Source organism: Selenomonas ruminantium AC2024 (assembly GCF_000687995.1).
Classification (GTDB): Bacteria; Bacillota; Negativicutes; order Selenomonadales; family Selenomonadaceae; genus Selenomonas_A; species Selenomonas_A ruminantium_B.
This window is the reverse complement of the sequence record NZ_JIAC01000001.1, coordinates 1,529,760-1,545,932: the sequence shown is the minus strand read 5'-3', so window position 1 is coordinate 1,545,932 and position 16,173 is coordinate 1,529,760. Positions and strand designations below refer to the sequence as shown.

Annotated in this window: 15 protein-coding genes and 1 pseudogene; all 16 read right to left on the bottom strand. The window is 40.7% G+C overall.

All coding sequences use genetic code 11. The features are described from left to right. Positions 1 to 9: 9 nt before the first annotated feature. On the bottom strand, positions 10 to 909 hold the full coding sequence (rfbA, locus tag P157_RS0107300; protein WP_026760412.1) for a glucose-1-phosphate thymidylyltransferase RfbA: 900 nt from the start codon (positions 907 to 909) through the stop codon (positions 10 to 12). A gap of 11 nt (positions 910 to 920) precedes the next feature. After that, complete coding sequence (gene rfbC, locus P157_RS0107295) at positions 921 to 1,529, bottom strand: dTDP-4-dehydrorhamnose 3,5-epimerase (protein WP_026760411.1); 609 nt, start codon at positions 1,527 to 1,529, stop codon at positions 921 to 923. Positions 1,530 to 1,750: 221 nt separating this feature from the next. Next, positions 1,751 to 3,430 carry a hypothetical protein gene (locus P157_RS0107290; RefSeq protein WP_026760410.1) on the bottom strand — a complete coding sequence of 560 codons (1,680 nt, stop codon included), beginning with the start codon at positions 3,428 to 3,430 and terminating at the stop codon, positions 1,751 to 1,753. Positions 3,431 to 3,448: 18 nt separating this feature from the next. Beyond that, complete coding sequence (locus P157_RS0107285) at positions 3,449 to 4,033, bottom strand: hypothetical protein (RefSeq protein ID WP_026760409.1); 585 nt, start codon at positions 4,031 to 4,033, stop codon at positions 3,449 to 3,451. After that, a complete protein-coding gene (locus P157_RS0107280; protein ID WP_037368206.1) occupies positions 4,033 to 4,737 on the bottom strand; it encodes a glycosyltransferase family 2 protein in 705 nt (234 codons plus the stop codon). Before P157_RS0107280 ends, P157_RS0107285 begins: the two co-directional genes overlap by 1 nt. A 19-nt stretch (positions 4,738 to 4,756) precedes the next feature. Continuing rightward, positions 4,757 to 5,608, bottom strand: a complete 852-nt coding sequence (locus tag P157_RS0107275; protein WP_026760407.1) for an L-ribulose-5-phosphate 3-epimerase — start codon at positions 5,606 to 5,608, stop codon at positions 4,757 to 4,759. A 15-nt stretch (positions 5,609 to 5,623) separates the two neighbouring features. Then, on the bottom strand, positions 5,624 to 6,322 hold the full coding sequence (locus P157_RS0107270) for an L-ribulose-5-phosphate 4-epimerase (RefSeq protein ID WP_026760406.1): 699 nt from the start codon (positions 6,320 to 6,322) through the stop codon (positions 5,624 to 5,626). 12 nt (positions 6,323 to 6,334) lie between these two features. Next, complete coding sequence (locus P157_RS0107265) at positions 6,335 to 6,703, bottom strand: GtrA family protein (protein ID WP_230578456.1); 369 nt, start codon at positions 6,701 to 6,703, stop codon at positions 6,335 to 6,337. Next, positions 6,700 to 7,380 carry an HAD family hydrolase gene (locus tag P157_RS14090; protein WP_051598538.1) on the bottom strand — a complete coding sequence of 227 codons (681 nt, stop codon included), beginning with the start codon at positions 7,378 to 7,380 and terminating at the stop codon, positions 6,700 to 6,702. The genes P157_RS0107265 and P157_RS14090 overlap by 4 nt, the downstream gene beginning before the upstream one ends. A 9-nt stretch (positions 7,381 to 7,389) precedes the next feature. Further along, on the bottom strand, positions 7,390 to 9,474 hold the full coding sequence (locus P157_RS0107255; protein WP_080695402.1) for a uridine kinase: 2,085 nt from the start codon (positions 9,472 to 9,474) through the stop codon (positions 7,390 to 7,392). After that, positions 9,471 to 10,280 carry a nucleotidyltransferase gene (locus P157_RS0107250; protein WP_026760403.1) on the bottom strand — a complete coding sequence of 270 codons (810 nt, stop codon included), beginning with the start codon at positions 10,278 to 10,280 and terminating at the stop codon, positions 9,471 to 9,473. Before P157_RS0107250 ends, P157_RS0107255 begins: the two co-directional genes overlap by 4 nt. Continuing rightward, the gene (locus P157_RS0107245; protein ID WP_037368204.1) at positions 10,280 to 11,056 is read right to left on the bottom strand and encodes an NTP transferase domain-containing protein; all 777 of its coding nucleotides are present in this window, start codon (positions 11,054 to 11,056) and stop codon (positions 10,280 to 10,282) included. Before P157_RS0107245 ends, P157_RS0107250 begins: the two co-directional genes overlap by 1 nt. 35 nt (positions 11,057 to 11,091) lie before the next feature. After that, positions 11,092 to 12,627: a hypothetical protein gene (locus P157_RS0107240; protein WP_026760401.1), complete on the bottom strand. Its 1,536-nt coding sequence runs from the start codon at positions 12,625 to 12,627 to the stop codon at positions 11,092 to 11,094. 67 nt (positions 12,628 to 12,694) lie between these two features. After that, positions 12,695 to 13,749, bottom strand: a pseudogene (locus tag P157_RS14085) (DegT/DnrJ/EryC1/StrS family aminotransferase). 92 nt (positions 13,750 to 13,841) lie between these two features. After that, positions 13,842 to 15,008 (bottom strand): acyltransferase family protein, encoded by a 1,167-nt coding sequence (locus P157_RS0107230; RefSeq protein ID WP_051598536.1) that lies wholly within the window; start codon positions 15,006 to 15,008, stop codon positions 13,842 to 13,844. Positions 15,009 to 15,026: 18 nt separating this feature from the next. Continuing rightward, positions 15,027 to 16,130, bottom strand: a complete 1,104-nt coding sequence (locus P157_RS0107225) for a DegT/DnrJ/EryC1/StrS family aminotransferase (RefSeq protein ID WP_026760399.1) — start codon at positions 16,128 to 16,130, stop codon at positions 15,027 to 15,029. Positions 16,131 to 16,173 lie beyond the last annotated feature (43 nt).

Sequence of the window (16,173 nt, the reverse complement as noted above, 5' to 3'; positions counted from 1 at the left end):
TAAAACTCCTTATCCATGCAAAACATCTAAAAACTTGCCATCCACTACATCTTTGAGATACTTGCCATACTGATTCTTTTTCAGCACCTCATAGGCGGCCATAACCTCTTCACGGCTGATCCAGCCATTGAGATAGGCAATCTCCTCCAAGCACGCCAGCTTTCTATGCTGGTGGGTTTCCATGGTCTTTACAAACTCCGTAGCCTCCACCAGACTTTCATGGGTACCGGTATCCAACCAGCTAAAGCCCTGCCCCAACAGTTCCACATTCAGCTTCCCCTGTTCGAGGTAAAGCTTGTTCAAGTCAGTAATTTCCAGTTCACCACGAGCGGAAGGTTGTAGTTTCTTAGCCAGTTCCACCACCTGATTGTCGTAGAAATAAAGCCCTGTTACACAGTAATTGCTTTTAGGCTGCTGAGGCTTCTCCTCAATACTGATAGCCTGCCCTTTGTCGTTGAACTCCACAATGCCGAAACGCTCTGGGTCATCTACATAATACCCAAACACCGTAGCCCCCTGGCCGTTTTCCGCCGTTTCCACAGCATGGCGTAGCCGCTTCTTCAGCCCATGTCCCGCAAAGATATTATCCCCCAGCACCATAGCCACGGAATCTCCGCCGATAAATTCCTCACCAATAATAAATGCCTGTGCCAGCCCATCTGGTGATGGCTGAACAGCATATTGAAGATTCAAGCCAAAACGGCTGCCGTCCTTCAAAAGCTCCTTGAATCTAGGCGTGTCTGCTGGCGTAGAGATGATAAGGATATCCCTTATCCCCGCATTCATCAGAACAGACAGCGGATAATAAATCATCGGCTTATCGTAAATCGGCAGCAACTGCTTCGATGTCACCATGGTCAGAGGATACAGTCTCGTCCCCGAACCGCCAGCTAAAACTATTCCCTTCATTATTAAATCCCTCACATTTTATCAAATACAAACGTATCTATTAACCGTGCCCATTTCTTATCCTTATCCGACAGATTCAATGGCACACCATCTACAGTATAACCTGCTGAGTCCGCATTTCCCTGATACTCACCGACAAGATGTGGCCATTCAATACCAATGTCCGGGTCATTCCAGGCAAGGCCTCCTTCATCCCCCGGATGATAGAAATCCGTAACCTTGTAACAGAACTCTGCTTCATCACTCAGTACCAAGAACCCATGAGCAAAACCTTCCGAGATATAGAACTGTTTCTTGTTCTCAGCCGACAGCTCCACACCGAACCACATTCCATAGGCAGGTGAATTCTTCCGCAGGTCAACAGCAACATCAAATACAGTGCCGCGAATCACCCGCACTAATTTTCCCTGCGGATGCTCCTTCTGAAAATGCAATCCCCGCAGAACGCCTTTGGTACTCATACTTTGATTGTCCTGCACAAAAACCATGTCCAAACCAGCCTCATGCATATCCTGCTGGTTGTAAGTCTCCGTAAAATATCCTCTACTATCTCCAAAAACTATTGGCTCTATAACATATAAGCCCTCTATAGGAGCTTTAGTGACCTTAATTTTGCTCATAATTTATGCATACCTCCCAAAACTAGTTAGCACGACCAATTCCTCGTATAAGAACATTAATATTATAGACATTGACAAATAATCATCTCCAACTTCGCAGTTGAAAAACTGACCTTTAATTATTAAATCAAACTTTCTAAAATAAAGTAGCGTAAGCCTTCTCAAGCCCCTATACTACGCCTGATTTATGACTTGTTTTAGCTGTACGAAGTTTGAGTAAATTACCTGCCGATAACCAAAATTGATTTACAGTCATTAAAGTCTATATCAGCACCATTCTCACGGACAATTTTTAGATAAGCTGGACAGATATCATCTTCAAAATAGAAGTATTTCCTTATGCTGTTCTTGTTGTTTAAGAATCCCACTTCAGCTATCATTAAATGTTGCTCATTATAAGCTTGGACTTTGATGTTTTCAATTGCTGGATATTCTACATAAATAGAGCATATCCCACTTACGCTCTCATCATATGTAAGAGATATTTTATCCCCTTCGATAGAATCTGTCTTTAATAATACTGCAACACCTCTCCGAATGGACCACCTCTCTATATCATCTAACCCAGGATTGATCGGGATAAAAAAAGCTTTTTCCTTAAGCAATGGATAATAATCCAACCAGGTCGAATTTACAAACAACTGTGCATAGATATTATCTGGCTGCTTCTTTATCATCCCATGTTCATACATGCATAATTTAACTTCGTACTTAATTCCTCGAAAATCTTCGAGATTATATAACATTTGCCCAAATGTTGAAGCATGCAGGCAAATAATCAGAAGAAACAAACCAGCCTTCTCAAGCCTTTCAAGGCTGTCTTTATATACACGGCATACCATTATAACCAGCAAAATCTCTACCATAAGTATCAAATCATACGACAAAAAATCCACACGTGATAAAGATGGCATTCCACTGTTCAATGGTTTTGGTAAATAAAATAAAAAATGGCTCAAACTGGATATTGATCTATACGAACATGCAACATATAAACATAAAAGAATAAAGTTCCTTTCAATGCATGATATATATGAGTTTTTGATTCCCTTATATATTACATATAAGCCTAACATAAAAACAAAAAAAGACAAAATCAATGTACAACCTGGCGCATAATATTGTATGCACCAAAACAAGCTATTCACCATTCTATTTATAGTTTCATAAATTGACAAATGAGCAGATGTGCTATTGACTATAAAACTATCCGAAGACATATGCTTTACAACAGAAATCACTTGAACTAGCATCATACATATGCTCGGAATAAAAAACATCCCAGTTTTCCATCGTTTTTTATATAGATGATAAAAAGAAAATAAGCAATACACAGGAAAAAATAAAAGAAAATGAAATTTAGAGGCACTTAATACTGCCGACAAAATCATAAAGAACCAATACTTTTTATTATCCCATCCTTCTAGGTTTCCAAACAGTAGTAGCATACAAAAAAATATGCCGTGATATACCCAATTAACAAACGTGAAATTTTCAAAGTTAGGAATAACGATTAAACCAAAAAACAAACATATAACGAACCTAGTTCTATCGGAGAAAAGAACGCTTCTAAAATCACGACAACAAAAGAATGATAAAAAGAAGCTAATATGCAGTAGCCCTGCTATATTTGTCAAGTATGGAAAGCATTTCAACGGAAAAATGTGATAGGCGAGCAATGCAATTATCCGTGGATATATAACCAGGTATCCAGCATCGGTAATCATAAGATTATCTATGATGCCCTTTTCCATTGCATTTAACAGATAATTTGTCCCTTGTTCTGCCCAAACTTCAGAACAAAACGAAAGCAACGGAAATCGAATAGCTGAAACTAAAAAAATAGTTATAAAGGCTACACAAAAATACCAATTTGTACCGTCTTTATCTTTATTGCACATTTTCACACCTGCTTGCTATCATCTCCAGCGCCCCATGTTATATATCTTGGTGCAAACTGCTTCTACATCTATACCTTCCAGATAATCCTTATATTCCTCCAGCTTCTCATCCTGTCCCTCAAGCTCCGGCGAAACTATGCAAATCTTATATCCCCAGCTATGAAGTTTATCAGCTATTTCAGCTGTCAGAGGCATTTTTGTAAAGCAATCCACCCAAATCCACTTTGCGCGTCCTCGCATATTTTCTATGGTATCCAATCCTTCAATCTCTGAAAAACGCAGAGCAATATTATACTCGCCCTGATCACTGAGTAGCTTTATCATTGGGAAGCTGGAATCTAAAAAGAAATATTTTTTTACACCATATTGTTTCAGTAACTCTAATGCTTTTAACTCAATCCGTTCACTTTTGATGTTCAATATCATGGTGCCATGATGATATTGTTTGAGGTATTCTTCAAAATCTTCTCCAGCAATGAATGGCTCATGCTGGATATAGATACGCCCATCAAGACCGTCACGCAGGTCTAGTTCTACCCCGTATTCATTTGGCAGCTTCTGCAATTCTTCTACTGTGTTAATTCTATGTGCGATATATTCCATCAGCTTATGCCTCCCCTTTTCATTTTCACGCTGAAAGCAATCGTTCGCTTGATAAATTTCCACTTGCTTGCCAGTCCTGTGTTCCATTTAGATGTACCATGCAGCCTTTCTGGGAATTCAACCGGAAAACGGATAATCTTCAAGCCTTGCTTTTTGGCCATATAAAAGACATACAGGTCAAGGGCAAAATCATGTGGGGGATTCTTCCATGTATCAATAAACTTCCGAGAGAATATATTCGGCTGGGCATTTATCTCATACATCCATTTCCCCAGATATAAAGATTCAAAAATCCCCATACCTGCAGTAAAGAAATTATCCATCAAAGGCCGACCTTGGCGGTCTCCCTTTACCATAATATTATCTGGTGAGCCTTCCGCTTCTATAAGGTCCAAAGCCTTCACTACATCCTGAGGGTCTGTCTGCATATCCGCATGCGTCCAGCCAATGTAATCTCCCTTCGCAGCCTTCAAGCCCTGCAATATTCCATAGCCATATCCTTGATTAATTTCTACACGTACAGACCGTGCAAAAGGATACTTAGGTAATAAGTTTGACAAAACCTCTGCTGATTCATCGGTAGATCCATTATCCACAATGACCACTTCTATGTCCTGCCGCTTTATAACTTCTGCAAACCGCTTCAAAATAAGCGGCAGATTATCCGCCTCGTTATAGGCAGGAATTACTATTGATAATTTCAAATTCCTCTCCAAGCCTTTCTTAGCATGTTGCCGCAGCCTTATCCAGATATCCTCTCAGGAACTTACAGGCATCCTTCTGAATCTGCGCCCAATCCGTTCCTTCCTTGTACCAAAATTCTCCCACAAACCGGCGTACGCCAAGATTGAATGCGGCCTCTGCCACCTGCTGAAAATCTACGTGACCAGTGCCAAAAGGAATCTCACGGTACTTTCCTGGCACAGTCTCTTTCAAGTGCATGGCGATCAGATGGCCTTTGCCTGTCTGCAAATCTTCTGCCACGGTACCGCCATAAATCAGCTTAGCATTGGTGATATTGCCTGAATCCGGATACACGCCCAGATATGGTGAATCTACCAAACGTACATATTCCATAGCCTTCTCGGTAGTGTCCATAAAAGGCGTCTCCATTGTTTCAAAGCCCATCTGCACACCATACTTTGCAGCTAAAAGCACTGCCTTTTTCAGCCCTTCAATAAAATCAGCCCGTGTCTTCTCGGAGCCTTCTTCGTAGTACACATCATATCCGGCCAATTGGATAGTACGAATACCAAGTTTTGCCGCTAGGATTATAGCCTTTTCCATAATCTCTAAGCTGCGTTTCCTGTCTTCTTCCTTGGTAGCACCAAACGGAAAGCGTCGATGACCACTTAGACAGATTGACCCCAAAGGAATCCCCGTAGATTTCACGGCAGACCTAATTTCTTCAAGTTTATTTTCGGTCATATCAAGGCGTGCCAACTTAGCGTCCGTCTCATCTATACTCATCTCAACATAATCAAAGCCTGCTGCTTTAGCAGCTTCAAGTTTTTCTCTCCAAGTCAGCGTTGCCGGCATGGATTTTTCATATAACCCCAGCAAATAACTGTTCATAAGACACCACCTATATTATTTTTTCTGTCCATAATACGCATTGGGACCATGTTTTCTCAAAAAATGTTTATCCAAAAGCACCTGCGACATAGAATCACGGTCACCTGTCAGCATTTGCGTATGGAATGCCATCATGGCCACCTCTTCCAGCACCACTGCGTTGTGTACTGCATTGAAGGCATCCTTTCCCCAAGTGAAGGGGCCATGATTCTTCACCAACACAGCCGGTACATAGTCCGGGTTAATACCATACTTCTCAAAACGTTCCACAGCTACAACGCCAGTGTTGTACTCATACTCCCCCTTGATTTCCTCTTCGGTCATGTCTCGAGTACAGGGAATTTCTCCATAGAAATAATCTCCCTGCGTTGTACCATAAGCACGCACGCCCTGTCCTGCTTGTGCAAATATTGTAGCCCATCGGGAATGCGTATGTACTACACCGCCGATATTCTTGAAGTTACGATAGAAAACGCGATGTGTTTCTGTATCCGAGGAAGGGTTCAGTTCTCCTTCAACCTTCTTCCCTTCCAAATCAACCACAACCATATCTTCCGGACGTAACTTGTCGTATTCTACTCCTGAAGGCTTGATGACAAACAATCCACTGTCTCGATCAATCCCAGAAACATTTCCCCATGTGAACGTGACCAAATTATGCTTCGGTAAAAGCATATTTGCTTCATATACCTGTTTCTTCAATTCTTCTAACATGAAAGCCCCTCTTTATCGAAATACAAAAAACTTTTGCCCCAGAAAATTGGCAATGGTACTGGCGCCAGTGGCAAAAAGGAAGGCCAACCAAGTCGGGCAGTCATTATTCAAAGCCACCTGATTGACCCACACATTAAGCCCTGCAGTAATGGCATAGAGCAGGGCATATTTCATAAGTTCCCTGCGTACTTTTCCATCGCTTTCAAAGGTCCAGTATTTGTTGATGATGAACCCTACCAATGAACCTAGCATAAAGGAAATGAGCTTTGCAGCTGCTACGTCAATCCCCATCTTAACCATTAGCAGATAGGTCAGATAGTCGGTAATAACTGCACTGCAGCCACCAACTATAAAACGGGATAATTCTTTCTTATTCGTCACAGCCCGCATAGTTTTTCCACACTTCCATCCGTATAATTGCTGATGCAATGACGTTCTTCTATAGGCTCAGGAGTGAACCAGACACCTGTAATTCCCATAGCTTCAGCCCCTTTTACATCGCGTTCGAGGCTGTCACCTATCATCAGGGCCTCTTTCCCTTCAATACCCAGCTTATCCAAGACCAACTGATAAATTTGCGTTGATGGTTTATCTCTACCGGCTTCTTCGCTGGTAACCAGTACATCTATCAAATCTGCTACATCCAGCTGTCTAAGTTTTTTATGTTGGATAGCCGCTGTCATATCAGTACAAATAGCAATTTGAATGCCTTTTGCCTTGAGTTTTAACAGAAAGTCCCGGACTCCGTTAAAAGCGACCATGGATGCCAAAAAGTTGTCCCAATAGACTCGTTCCATTTCCAAGGCATGGCTCACAGGTTTTATGCCCAACTGTTCAAGCATATGCTGGGCATATAGCAGGCGGCTGTATGCCGCCCCTTGATCTTTCAGCAATTCCTTGGTGCGTTTTCTTCCCTGGTCATAGATTTGCCGGAAATCACCTGCCTTAATCGGCAAGTTTTCTACCGCATATTTTTCCAGAGCTTCTATGCCCTTGTCATTGGCACGCTTATAGTCATAAAGTGTACCGTCTATATCAAAAATAACGGCTTTTACCATGTATCCACCTCAAATCTGTCGCATTTTGTAGCTTATCACCAGCAACACCATCATTTGAATAAGACCTTCACGCACATCAAGACCTCGGAAATCTTCACTGGTAAGTTCTTCCAAATGCGGTACCAGCTTCAGCATGATACTCTGGAAATCAATCTTTGCATCATCGAGGGCTTTCCCTTTGAACGTTACCACCTGACGTGTTAAATCTTCGGTAAAGTCGTAGCCGGTTTCTATGCCCGTTGCACCGACAAGTGCCAGCATTTCTTCTACATCAATATCCGCGCTAATGGTAAACTGTAGGTTCATCTGTACTTGATGGTAATCCACACATGGATCTGTCAGCGTATCATCAAAATAATGCACCACTAAATCTGCATATTCCTTCTGCGGGACTATATACTTTTGCGCATCCGGCATACGCCGTTCGATGGCAGACAATACTTTTTCTAAAGGATAATCGCGCTTTTTCGTGTCACGTTGGATTTTCCAGTATCTCCGCAGATTCTCATCGGTATCCATGAAAATCTTGAGATCCAGTTCTCTGCGCATCAAAGGCATGTAAAAAGAATGCAGGCCGCAAACAAGAATGTATTTACGTGGGCCATAGCGCCGCGCTTCCGTAAAGGTCCCCGTTGTATGGTCATACTCCACACGCCGTACAGCCATACCTTTTTTTAGCATTGACAAGTCCTTGGACTGCTTATAAAGATAGTTCGCCTTCGGATTTAGTGAAGTGATATTATCCCATTCCTCGGCACCTCTTTCATAACGATGGTAGCCATCGCCTTCCATATAGAGCATTTCTTTTTTTCCCAGGCATCTTTCTAAGATTTCCAGCATTGTTGTTTTGCCTGCACCACTGTCACCGGATATGCCAATGGCAAAGGAACTGCCCATTTTCTGATAGTAGACATTACTTGCTATACCATAACGGTAGAGTGACAACAACAGATACGCCAAAGTTCCTGCCATCATGGTAAACATCACATTAGTATATACACTGGAATGTACTTTCAGGAAGGAACAATCCCCCCCCATAAAATACAAATCTATATGATTGCTATGGTGCGCAGTAATGAAATATACCAAATATATGGCATCCAACAGGCCATATACATAAAGATTCTTATATTTGTTATCTGATACATGGATAAAGAACGTGGTCAGGAACGGCACAATCCAGACATACCACCCCGGCATAGGTGGTAAACAAAACAGGAAAATGCCAAAGAGCAGACCACACAGACCTACAAACAGGTCCTTGTTGATATTGCGCAGCATATAAGCCTGCAGATACAACCAGGCCAAAGCCAGCACAGGCAAATACATTTTTAGATCCACAAAGCTCAGATAGACCTGTGTGAGCAAGCTCTGTTCAGGGTTAAAGAGGACGCTGTGCCAAAAGGCAGGACTGCCTACGGTAATGGAAAGCAGCAAAAAGGCTGTCACCATCACACCGAGTCCCCAAGCCAGTTTCCGATACTCCCGCTTATTCCAAAGGTAAATAAGGAGCAACGGCAGAACACCCAATATATGCAGCTTCGTCATTAAAGCAGCTACGAGGAACAGTGCAAAACCAACCTCGGCCCGCATGCCTTTTTGAAAGAGAAAATATATTGCCCCCAACAGCAAAGCAGTGGGAATAATATCCAGCTGGCCATGCATGTAAACCGCATAGAGCACAATGGGCGAAGCAAAATAGAGAATACCTATGGGCTTGCGGTTATGCGGATAGAGCTTCATCATAAAATACAGCCCCATAAAATCCGCTAATAATAAGGGCAGCTTAAACAGCACATGCGACAGGAAATAATTTTCTGCTGCCAGTTGCATAAGTGCATACCCCAGTCCCTCTATCATCAGCATCAACGGGGTATAGGGAAAAGCTATAAACCCGTTACTCGTCAAAAAGGCATCATAAGGGTTTACGGAAATATCCGCAAAGAAACTTTCCAAGAACGGCTTGAACATCCGTTCCTCATAATCCGAGGAAAAAAGTCCCATCAGGATGATTTTTACTGCAGTCATAAAAATGACGAAGCAGATAAATCGTCTGTTTCGGCACCAGTTAATCAGTGCCTTTCCCCCCATCATGCCCCCGGCAGGAAGCGTTTATCCTGCACAAAGGAACGCCAATAGCGAAGAGTGGCCATATATTCTTCATAATCCTGAGGTGTACCCCAGCCCAGATAACGGTCGATTTCAAATACCTTTACGTTCATGCCTAATTCCAACGCATGACGGGTAACTTCATCCACATAAAACTCGCCATTGATACGGTCATCAGCGGCAATCATGCGCTCTGCGGCCCGCACGAAATCTGCACCATGACGGAAATAGAACGTTGCCACTACAGCATGATCCTCCAAAGGATTGTCTGAAACAGCTTTTTTGATGGATATATCCGTTACATTATTTTCGCCATCTACCAACATCCAGCCATAGGCATTGGGGTTCTTCAGCACAGCCTCATTATGGCGATAGGTGAAAACCAGCATATCTGCCGATTCCATCTCTTGACGGAATTTTTCTTCATCCAGCACCATGCCATTATCGCATCCGGCAATAAGGAGCGGCTCTTCGTTATTGATAAGCTCTTCGGCCAAAAGACATGTACAGGCCTGCCCTTCCGTCAGCTTATCCACAGTAATGAACTGCGCTTGGGGGAAATGTTCTTGTATAGCCGCCTCTACTCCGTCTGCCTTATGAAAGTCGCGGTCAATATAAACCACATTACTTCCATCCTCTGCTACCCCCGGCAGATCCATGGTTGCACATACAACCATTGGGTAAGTATTTCCCGTACGTCTGTCTAAAGTCGGGATAGCAGGCTTATGAGTCTTGTACCCTGCATCACTAAAGCGTTTTCCAGCTCCTGCCATAGGAATGATGATATTCATTATGCCCACCTCCGGCAATTTTCCGTCCAAAATAGATAATCTTTCATGTCTTCCGGCGTTCCCCACTGGCAAAAATACTCTACTTCAGTAGGTACCCAAACCTTCAGACCATCTGCCACCATGAAGTTATAAGGCATGCTGGCATAAAATTCATCCTTAATTGTCTGGCCGCTATCCACCAGCTTCTGACAGTATTTCTTGAGCAATGCGCCCATACGGAAATAATACACACCTGGAGAATGCTTTGCTTTTGTCTTATCTGCCTCAAAGGAATACTTTTCCCGAATTTCTACTAGGTTATCCTGTTCATCCGTTCTGCAGGAAGCATAGAGATTCTTCTCCGGCAACAAATGCGGATGAAAACCTGTGTAACAAGGCACCGCTCCATCACAGCCACGATCAGCGGCCTCACGCTGGAACTTCTCCGAATCCCAAGCCATATAAAAATCGCAATAATTGATGATAACAGGTTCATCATCTGCAATTCGTTCAGATGCCCGAAGGACATCATAGACAGGCCCCTTCTTTACCCAATCCTTAATGGCAAAGATTTCCGTATATGGGGCCAAAGATTTTAATCTTTGCTCCATATCAAGAATTTTGTCTAAATGCTCTTGCCGACATACAAACAGGAACTCATCTTCAGGAGAATACATGCCCTTTACAATCCATTCAATAATTGGTTTCCCTTGTACTGGAATAAATGGTTTTAAATCTTTATAACCAGCTACTACGAAACGGGAACCGTAGCCAGTCATGGGGATTACTATTTTCATTATCAAACTCCTCTATAAAATATTCAGCGGTAAGCTCATTCACTTTTAATCAGCACTAAAAGATAATCATCTTCATAGATTAATTTAAGGGCTGAATCATTAATTAAATTATCTACCTTTACCTTTTTAATTTGCTTTCTCCTATCATTTGATATTTCATGAGTATTATCGGTCAATTTTTTATCTAATATATAAAAGTCATACGCTCCTTCATAATCATTAAAATTATCATCCCAAATTACAGTGTGTTTTGCCGATTCTAATGTACTCATACGAAATATATTAAGTGGAGCAGTGTAGTCAATACAATACTTCAAATCATCTCTATCACCAAAATATTTACAAAGATAATTTCTTGCATTTATCAGTGAGTCAATCTTTTGTTGACTATAATTTTGATAAACTGTCATCAAATTAGCTATCCTTTTATACATTACTGAAGAATAAATATTATATGAATGTAGTATGACTGATATTATAAGAACACACTTCACAAATGTAGATGACATTTCGTCATATTTATTCTGCGAATCATAACCAATCAACAAAAAAGGAAACAGCCAATTAATGCAAAGAGCATACGACCACATATAAAAAGGATCTATCGGAACTGTAAGCACCAAATACATCACGCCAAATAACGCTAAGCCAATTAAGACTATAACTTCTTTTAATCGCTTTTGCTTTTTTGCATATACCTTATATAAAAGTAATAATCCTCCCCCAACAAATATCACGTAAAGATAAGTATTATACGTATTCTCAAGAATATATTTAATGTTAGTTTGATAATCCGCACTACCATTACGTTCAAATGCATAGTGTGCATATAGTTTCATCGAGTTAGTTATAAGCTCAGGTTCCCAAACACAATAGATTATAGGTTGGAAGAAAAAAATAAATGCCAATATTGAATAAACTATTTCTCTTATAATTTTCAATTTAGGTAACGGCGTATCATAAAACTTATATATATATATACCCACTAAAACAGGAAGAACTATAACGCAAGATATTTTTGTTCCTAATGCAACAGCAAAAAACAGTAGACTTTTTCTGAAGTTTTTTATTGAGAAGCTACTTTGTTTAACAGCATAATAAATTGATATAATCGAGAAAAATTGACATTCTGGAATTGTACCTATTCGAGTAGAGTACCATCCCCATATAGGATACAAGGAATTTAAAAAAACAACAGAAAATATAAGCAATCCATTCTTTGTATATATAGAAATTATCTTATATATATATATACAAGATAACAATGTAAAAAAGAGTGCAAGTAATCTAGGAATCACTAAGGCAACACTTTCATAGCCCAACCAATAGAACGGAAATGTCAGTAATGTTAACGGCAACCAAAAAATCTCTCCATAAGCATAAGCATTCATCGTTAATACTGTTGGGAAGTTGAAGTTATAATATTGCCGTATAGCATCATGAAACGCCATTTCATCAATACCACGCAATGATAGTGTAACTATTGACTGTTCCCCTAAAATGCATTGCCATAATGACAATACTGTAAATATTGAATATACAATCATTAACGAGTTTTTTACCCGATACATACTATCCATCCCCCCTTAACTAACCCTATAAATCATACATATATTCAATAGCATCAAATCTTTTTCCTTAAAAATTGTTCAGCACTTTAATAACATAATTTACTTGCTCATCTGTCATCCCATAGTACATAGGGATACTTAGTACCGTATGACTGATTTTTTCTGCAATCGGCAGTGTACCTTCCAAAATTTTTAATTCCGCATAAGCCTGCTGCATATGCATCGGAATTAGATAATGCTTCACTGTATGGATGCCATTATCAGCCAAATATTTCTCCAGTTCATCTCTTTTTTCGCAACGGATTACAAACACATGATAAATATGCTCATAAGTTTCAGATGTTGCCAATGGCAGTTTAATCAGTGGATTCTTGATTTCTGTCAAATATCTTGCCGCAATCTGACGACGTTTTTCATTCCACTTATCCAAATGCGGCAGTTTCACCCGCAGGAAAGCTGCCTGCATTTCATCCAATCGGCTGTTTGTACCCTTATAAATATGGTGGTACTTATAATCGGAACCATAGTTGCCTAATGCACGCACCTTTGCTGCCAATTCGTCATCATTCGTAGTCACGCATCCGCCATCGCCCAATGCACCGAGATTTTTGCCGGGATAGAAGCTGAAGCCTGCCGCATCACCTAATGCACCTGCCATCTTCCCCTTATACTTAGAACCATGCGCCTGAGCAGCATCTTCAATAACTTTTAAACCATGCGCCTGAGCAGCATCTTCAATAACTTTTAAACCATGCGCCTGAGCAATACGATTGATTTCATCCATATCACAGCAGCGCCCCTGCAGCTGGACAGCCATAATTGCCTTTGTTTTCGGCGTAATTGCCGCTTCAATTCTGGATGCATCGATATTGAACGTTTCCAATACTGGCTCCACAAATACCGGTGTTGCTCCTGCGTAAGAAACATCCAATGCCGTAGCAATAAAGGTATTGGAGGTACGATAACTTCATCGCCTGCGCCAATGCCATAAGCCTTCAAGACCAGATAAAGCGCATCCAAGCCTGTAGCCACACCTATACAATGCTTGACACCTATGTAATTGGCAAATTCTTTCTCAAAAGCTTCCAGTTCTCCCCCTTGAATAAACCAGCTATTGTCCATGACCTTCTTATATGCCATATCCAGTTCATGTCTTATCTCATTATGCATTGGTTTCAAGTCTGCAAATGGTATATCCATATTTTTACTTCCAGTTAACATAAATTTTTTTCTTTGAAATATTTCACAAAACGTTTTTCAATAATTTCATGCATAGTGACAGCATATACCACACACGCTGCAAACGAAAAAGCTACTTTTAAAATATTGGCCTCAAATCCTATTATGTCTATTATATGCCTTGTGGTATCCCACACAAAAAATTGTGCCAAAAAGAACGCATATGAACTTCTTGAAAGATATATAATAACCTTTGAATCCTGCAGATACGATGGAAATTTTAATCCATACATAGACATAATCAAAAGTATAAACATAGGTAAAGCAATCAAGCTATACAGCATATAATCTCCAACATATAATTTATACTTCACCCCTATAGTCACTCCTGCAATGAGTAGAAGATATTCGAACAATACTGCCCTAGCAGAATATAGTGCATTATCAAACTTACCAGTAGATATATCCGGCAACATCGAACAAAGCATCACTCCAATCGCAAACTCCAACACTCTAAAAAATGGATTAGCATATATTATACTTGTTTGAAAACAATGCACTATAAAAGGAGAATATAGTAAGATACTACTTAGAAAAAGTATTACGATAATTTTTATCTTAACATGAATCTGTTTTGCTATTTCTTGGATAAATGGATAAATAATATAACACATCAATATACAAGAAATGAACCAAGTCCCGCCATTATGACTAACTGGGAATAACGAGTTAAAATTCGATTGAATACCGATCAATTCTATAGGTGCAAGGAGCAAATTTTGAAATACAGTCTCTTTCCCCATCAGAATGACATATAGAAATGATACTACATAATATAAAGGTATTATCCCCAAAAGCCTTTTGACATAAAATGTCCTTATCATTTCAATAGATTTCAAGTCTCTGGATTGCCATGTCAAAAACAACGCAAAACCAGACAAGATAAAAAAAGCTGTCATATATATGGCACCCATGCTTATAAAAGATGTGAAAACACCATAATCACATTGAAGATGAATATGTGAATGAAACAGGAAGATGAACATAACAGCTAAAATTCTATACAAATCCAATCCAATGTTTCGTCTGTCTGTCTGTCTGTCTGTCTGTCTGTCTGTCTGTCTGTCTGTCTGTCTGTCTGTCTGTCTGTCTGTCTGTCTGTCTGTCTGTCTGTCTGTCTGTCTGTGAAGAGCATTTTTCATATCTTCCCCCGTGTCAAGTTATTTTCCGAATTCATTCAACTTGGCAATCACATAGTCCACTTGTTCATTCGTCATACCATAATACATAGGGATACTCAGTACCGTCCGGCTAATTCCTTCGGCAATCGGTAATGCCCCTTCGGGAATCTGCAATTCTGCATAAGCCTGCTGCATATGCATGGGAATTGGATAATGTTTCACTGTATGGATGCCATTATCAGCCAAATATTTCTCCAGTTCCTCTCTTTTTTCACAACGAATTACAAACACATGATAAATATGCTCATAAGTTTCTGATGTTGCCAAAGGCAGTTTAATCAGCGGATTCTTAATCTCTGCCAAATATCTTGCCGCTATCTGACGGCGGTTTTCATTCCACTTATCCAAATGCGGCAGTTTCACCCGCAGGAAAGCTGCCTGCATTTCATCCAAGCGGCTATTTGTTCCCTTATAAATATGATGGTACTTATAATCGGAACCATAGTTGCCTAAAGCACGCACCTTTGCCGCCAGTTCATCATCATTCGTGGTTACACAGCCACCATCACCCAAGGCACCAAGATTTTTACCGGGATAGAAGCTGAAGCCTGCCGCATCACCTAACGCGCCTGCCTTCTTCCCCTTATACTTGGCACCATGCGCCTGAGCAGCATCCTCAATAACCTTTAAGCCATGCGCTTTCGCAATACGATTGATTTCATCCATATCACAGCAGCGCCCCTGCAGCTGGACAGCCATAATTGCCTTTGTTTTTGGCGTAATCGCATCTTCAATTCTGGATGCATCAATATTGAATGTTTCCAATACCGGCTCTACAAATACCGGCGTTGCTCCTGCGTAGGAAACAGCCAAAGCCGTAGCAATAAAGGTATTGGACGGTACGATAACTTCATCGCCAGCACCAATGCCGTAGGCTTTCAGTACCAGATAAAGTGCATCCAAGCCTGTAGCCACACCAATACAATGCTTCACACCAACATACTCGGCAAACTCTTTCTCAAAAGTTTCCAGTTCCCTGCCCTGAATAAACCAGCTGTTATCCATAACCTTCTTGTAAGCCGCATCCAAATCAGCACGAATTTCATCATGCATAGGACGTAAGTCTGCAAATGGGATTTCCATAATCAATTCCTCCAATAAAAAAAATCGCTGACTTCATCATTGA

Coding starts and splice junctions, on each gene's coding strand:
- P157_RS0107230 (WP_051598536.1), bottom strand. CDS start 15,008: ATGAAAAATGCTCTTCACAGACAGACAGACAGACAGACAGACAGACAG.
- rfbA (WP_026760412.1), bottom strand. CDS start 909: ATGAAGGGAATAGTTTTAGCTGGCGGTTCGGGGACGAGACTGTATCCT.
- P157_RS0107270 (WP_026760406.1), bottom strand. CDS start 6,322: ATGTTAGAAGAATTGAAGAAACAGGTATATGAAGCAAATATGCTTTTA.
- P157_RS0107275 (WP_026760407.1), bottom strand. CDS start 5,608: ATGAACAGTTATTTGCTGGGGTTATATGAAAAATCCATGCCGGCAACG.
- rfbC (WP_026760411.1), bottom strand. CDS start 1,529: ATGAGCAAAATTAAGGTCACTAAAGCTCCTATAGAGGGCTTATATGTT.
- P157_RS0107245 (WP_037368204.1), bottom strand. CDS start 11,056: ATGAAAATAGTAATCCCCATGACTGGCTACGGTTCCCGTTTCGTAGTA.
- P157_RS0107290 (WP_026760410.1), bottom strand. CDS start 3,430: ATGTGCAATAAAGATAAAGACGGTACAAATTGGTATTTTTGTGTAGCC.
- P157_RS0107250 (WP_026760403.1), bottom strand. CDS start 10,280: ATGAATATCATCATTCCTATGGCAGGAGCTGGAAAACGCTTTAGTGAT.
- P157_RS0107225 (WP_026760399.1), bottom strand. CDS start 16,130: ATGGAAATCCCATTTGCAGACTTACGTCCTATGCATGATGAAATTCGT.
- P157_RS0107285 (WP_026760409.1), bottom strand. CDS start 4,033: ATGGAATATATCGCACATAGAATTAACACAGTAGAAGAATTGCAGAAG.
- P157_RS14090 (WP_051598538.1), bottom strand. CDS start 7,380: ATGGTAAAAGCCGTTATTTTTGATATAGACGGTACACTTTATGACTAT.
- P157_RS0107255 (WP_080695402.1), bottom strand. CDS start 9,474: ATGATGGGGGGAAAGGCACTGATTAACTGGTGCCGAAACAGACGATTT.
- P157_RS0107240 (WP_026760401.1), bottom strand. CDS start 12,627: ATGTATCGGGTAAAAAACTCGTTAATGATTGTATATTCAATATTTACA.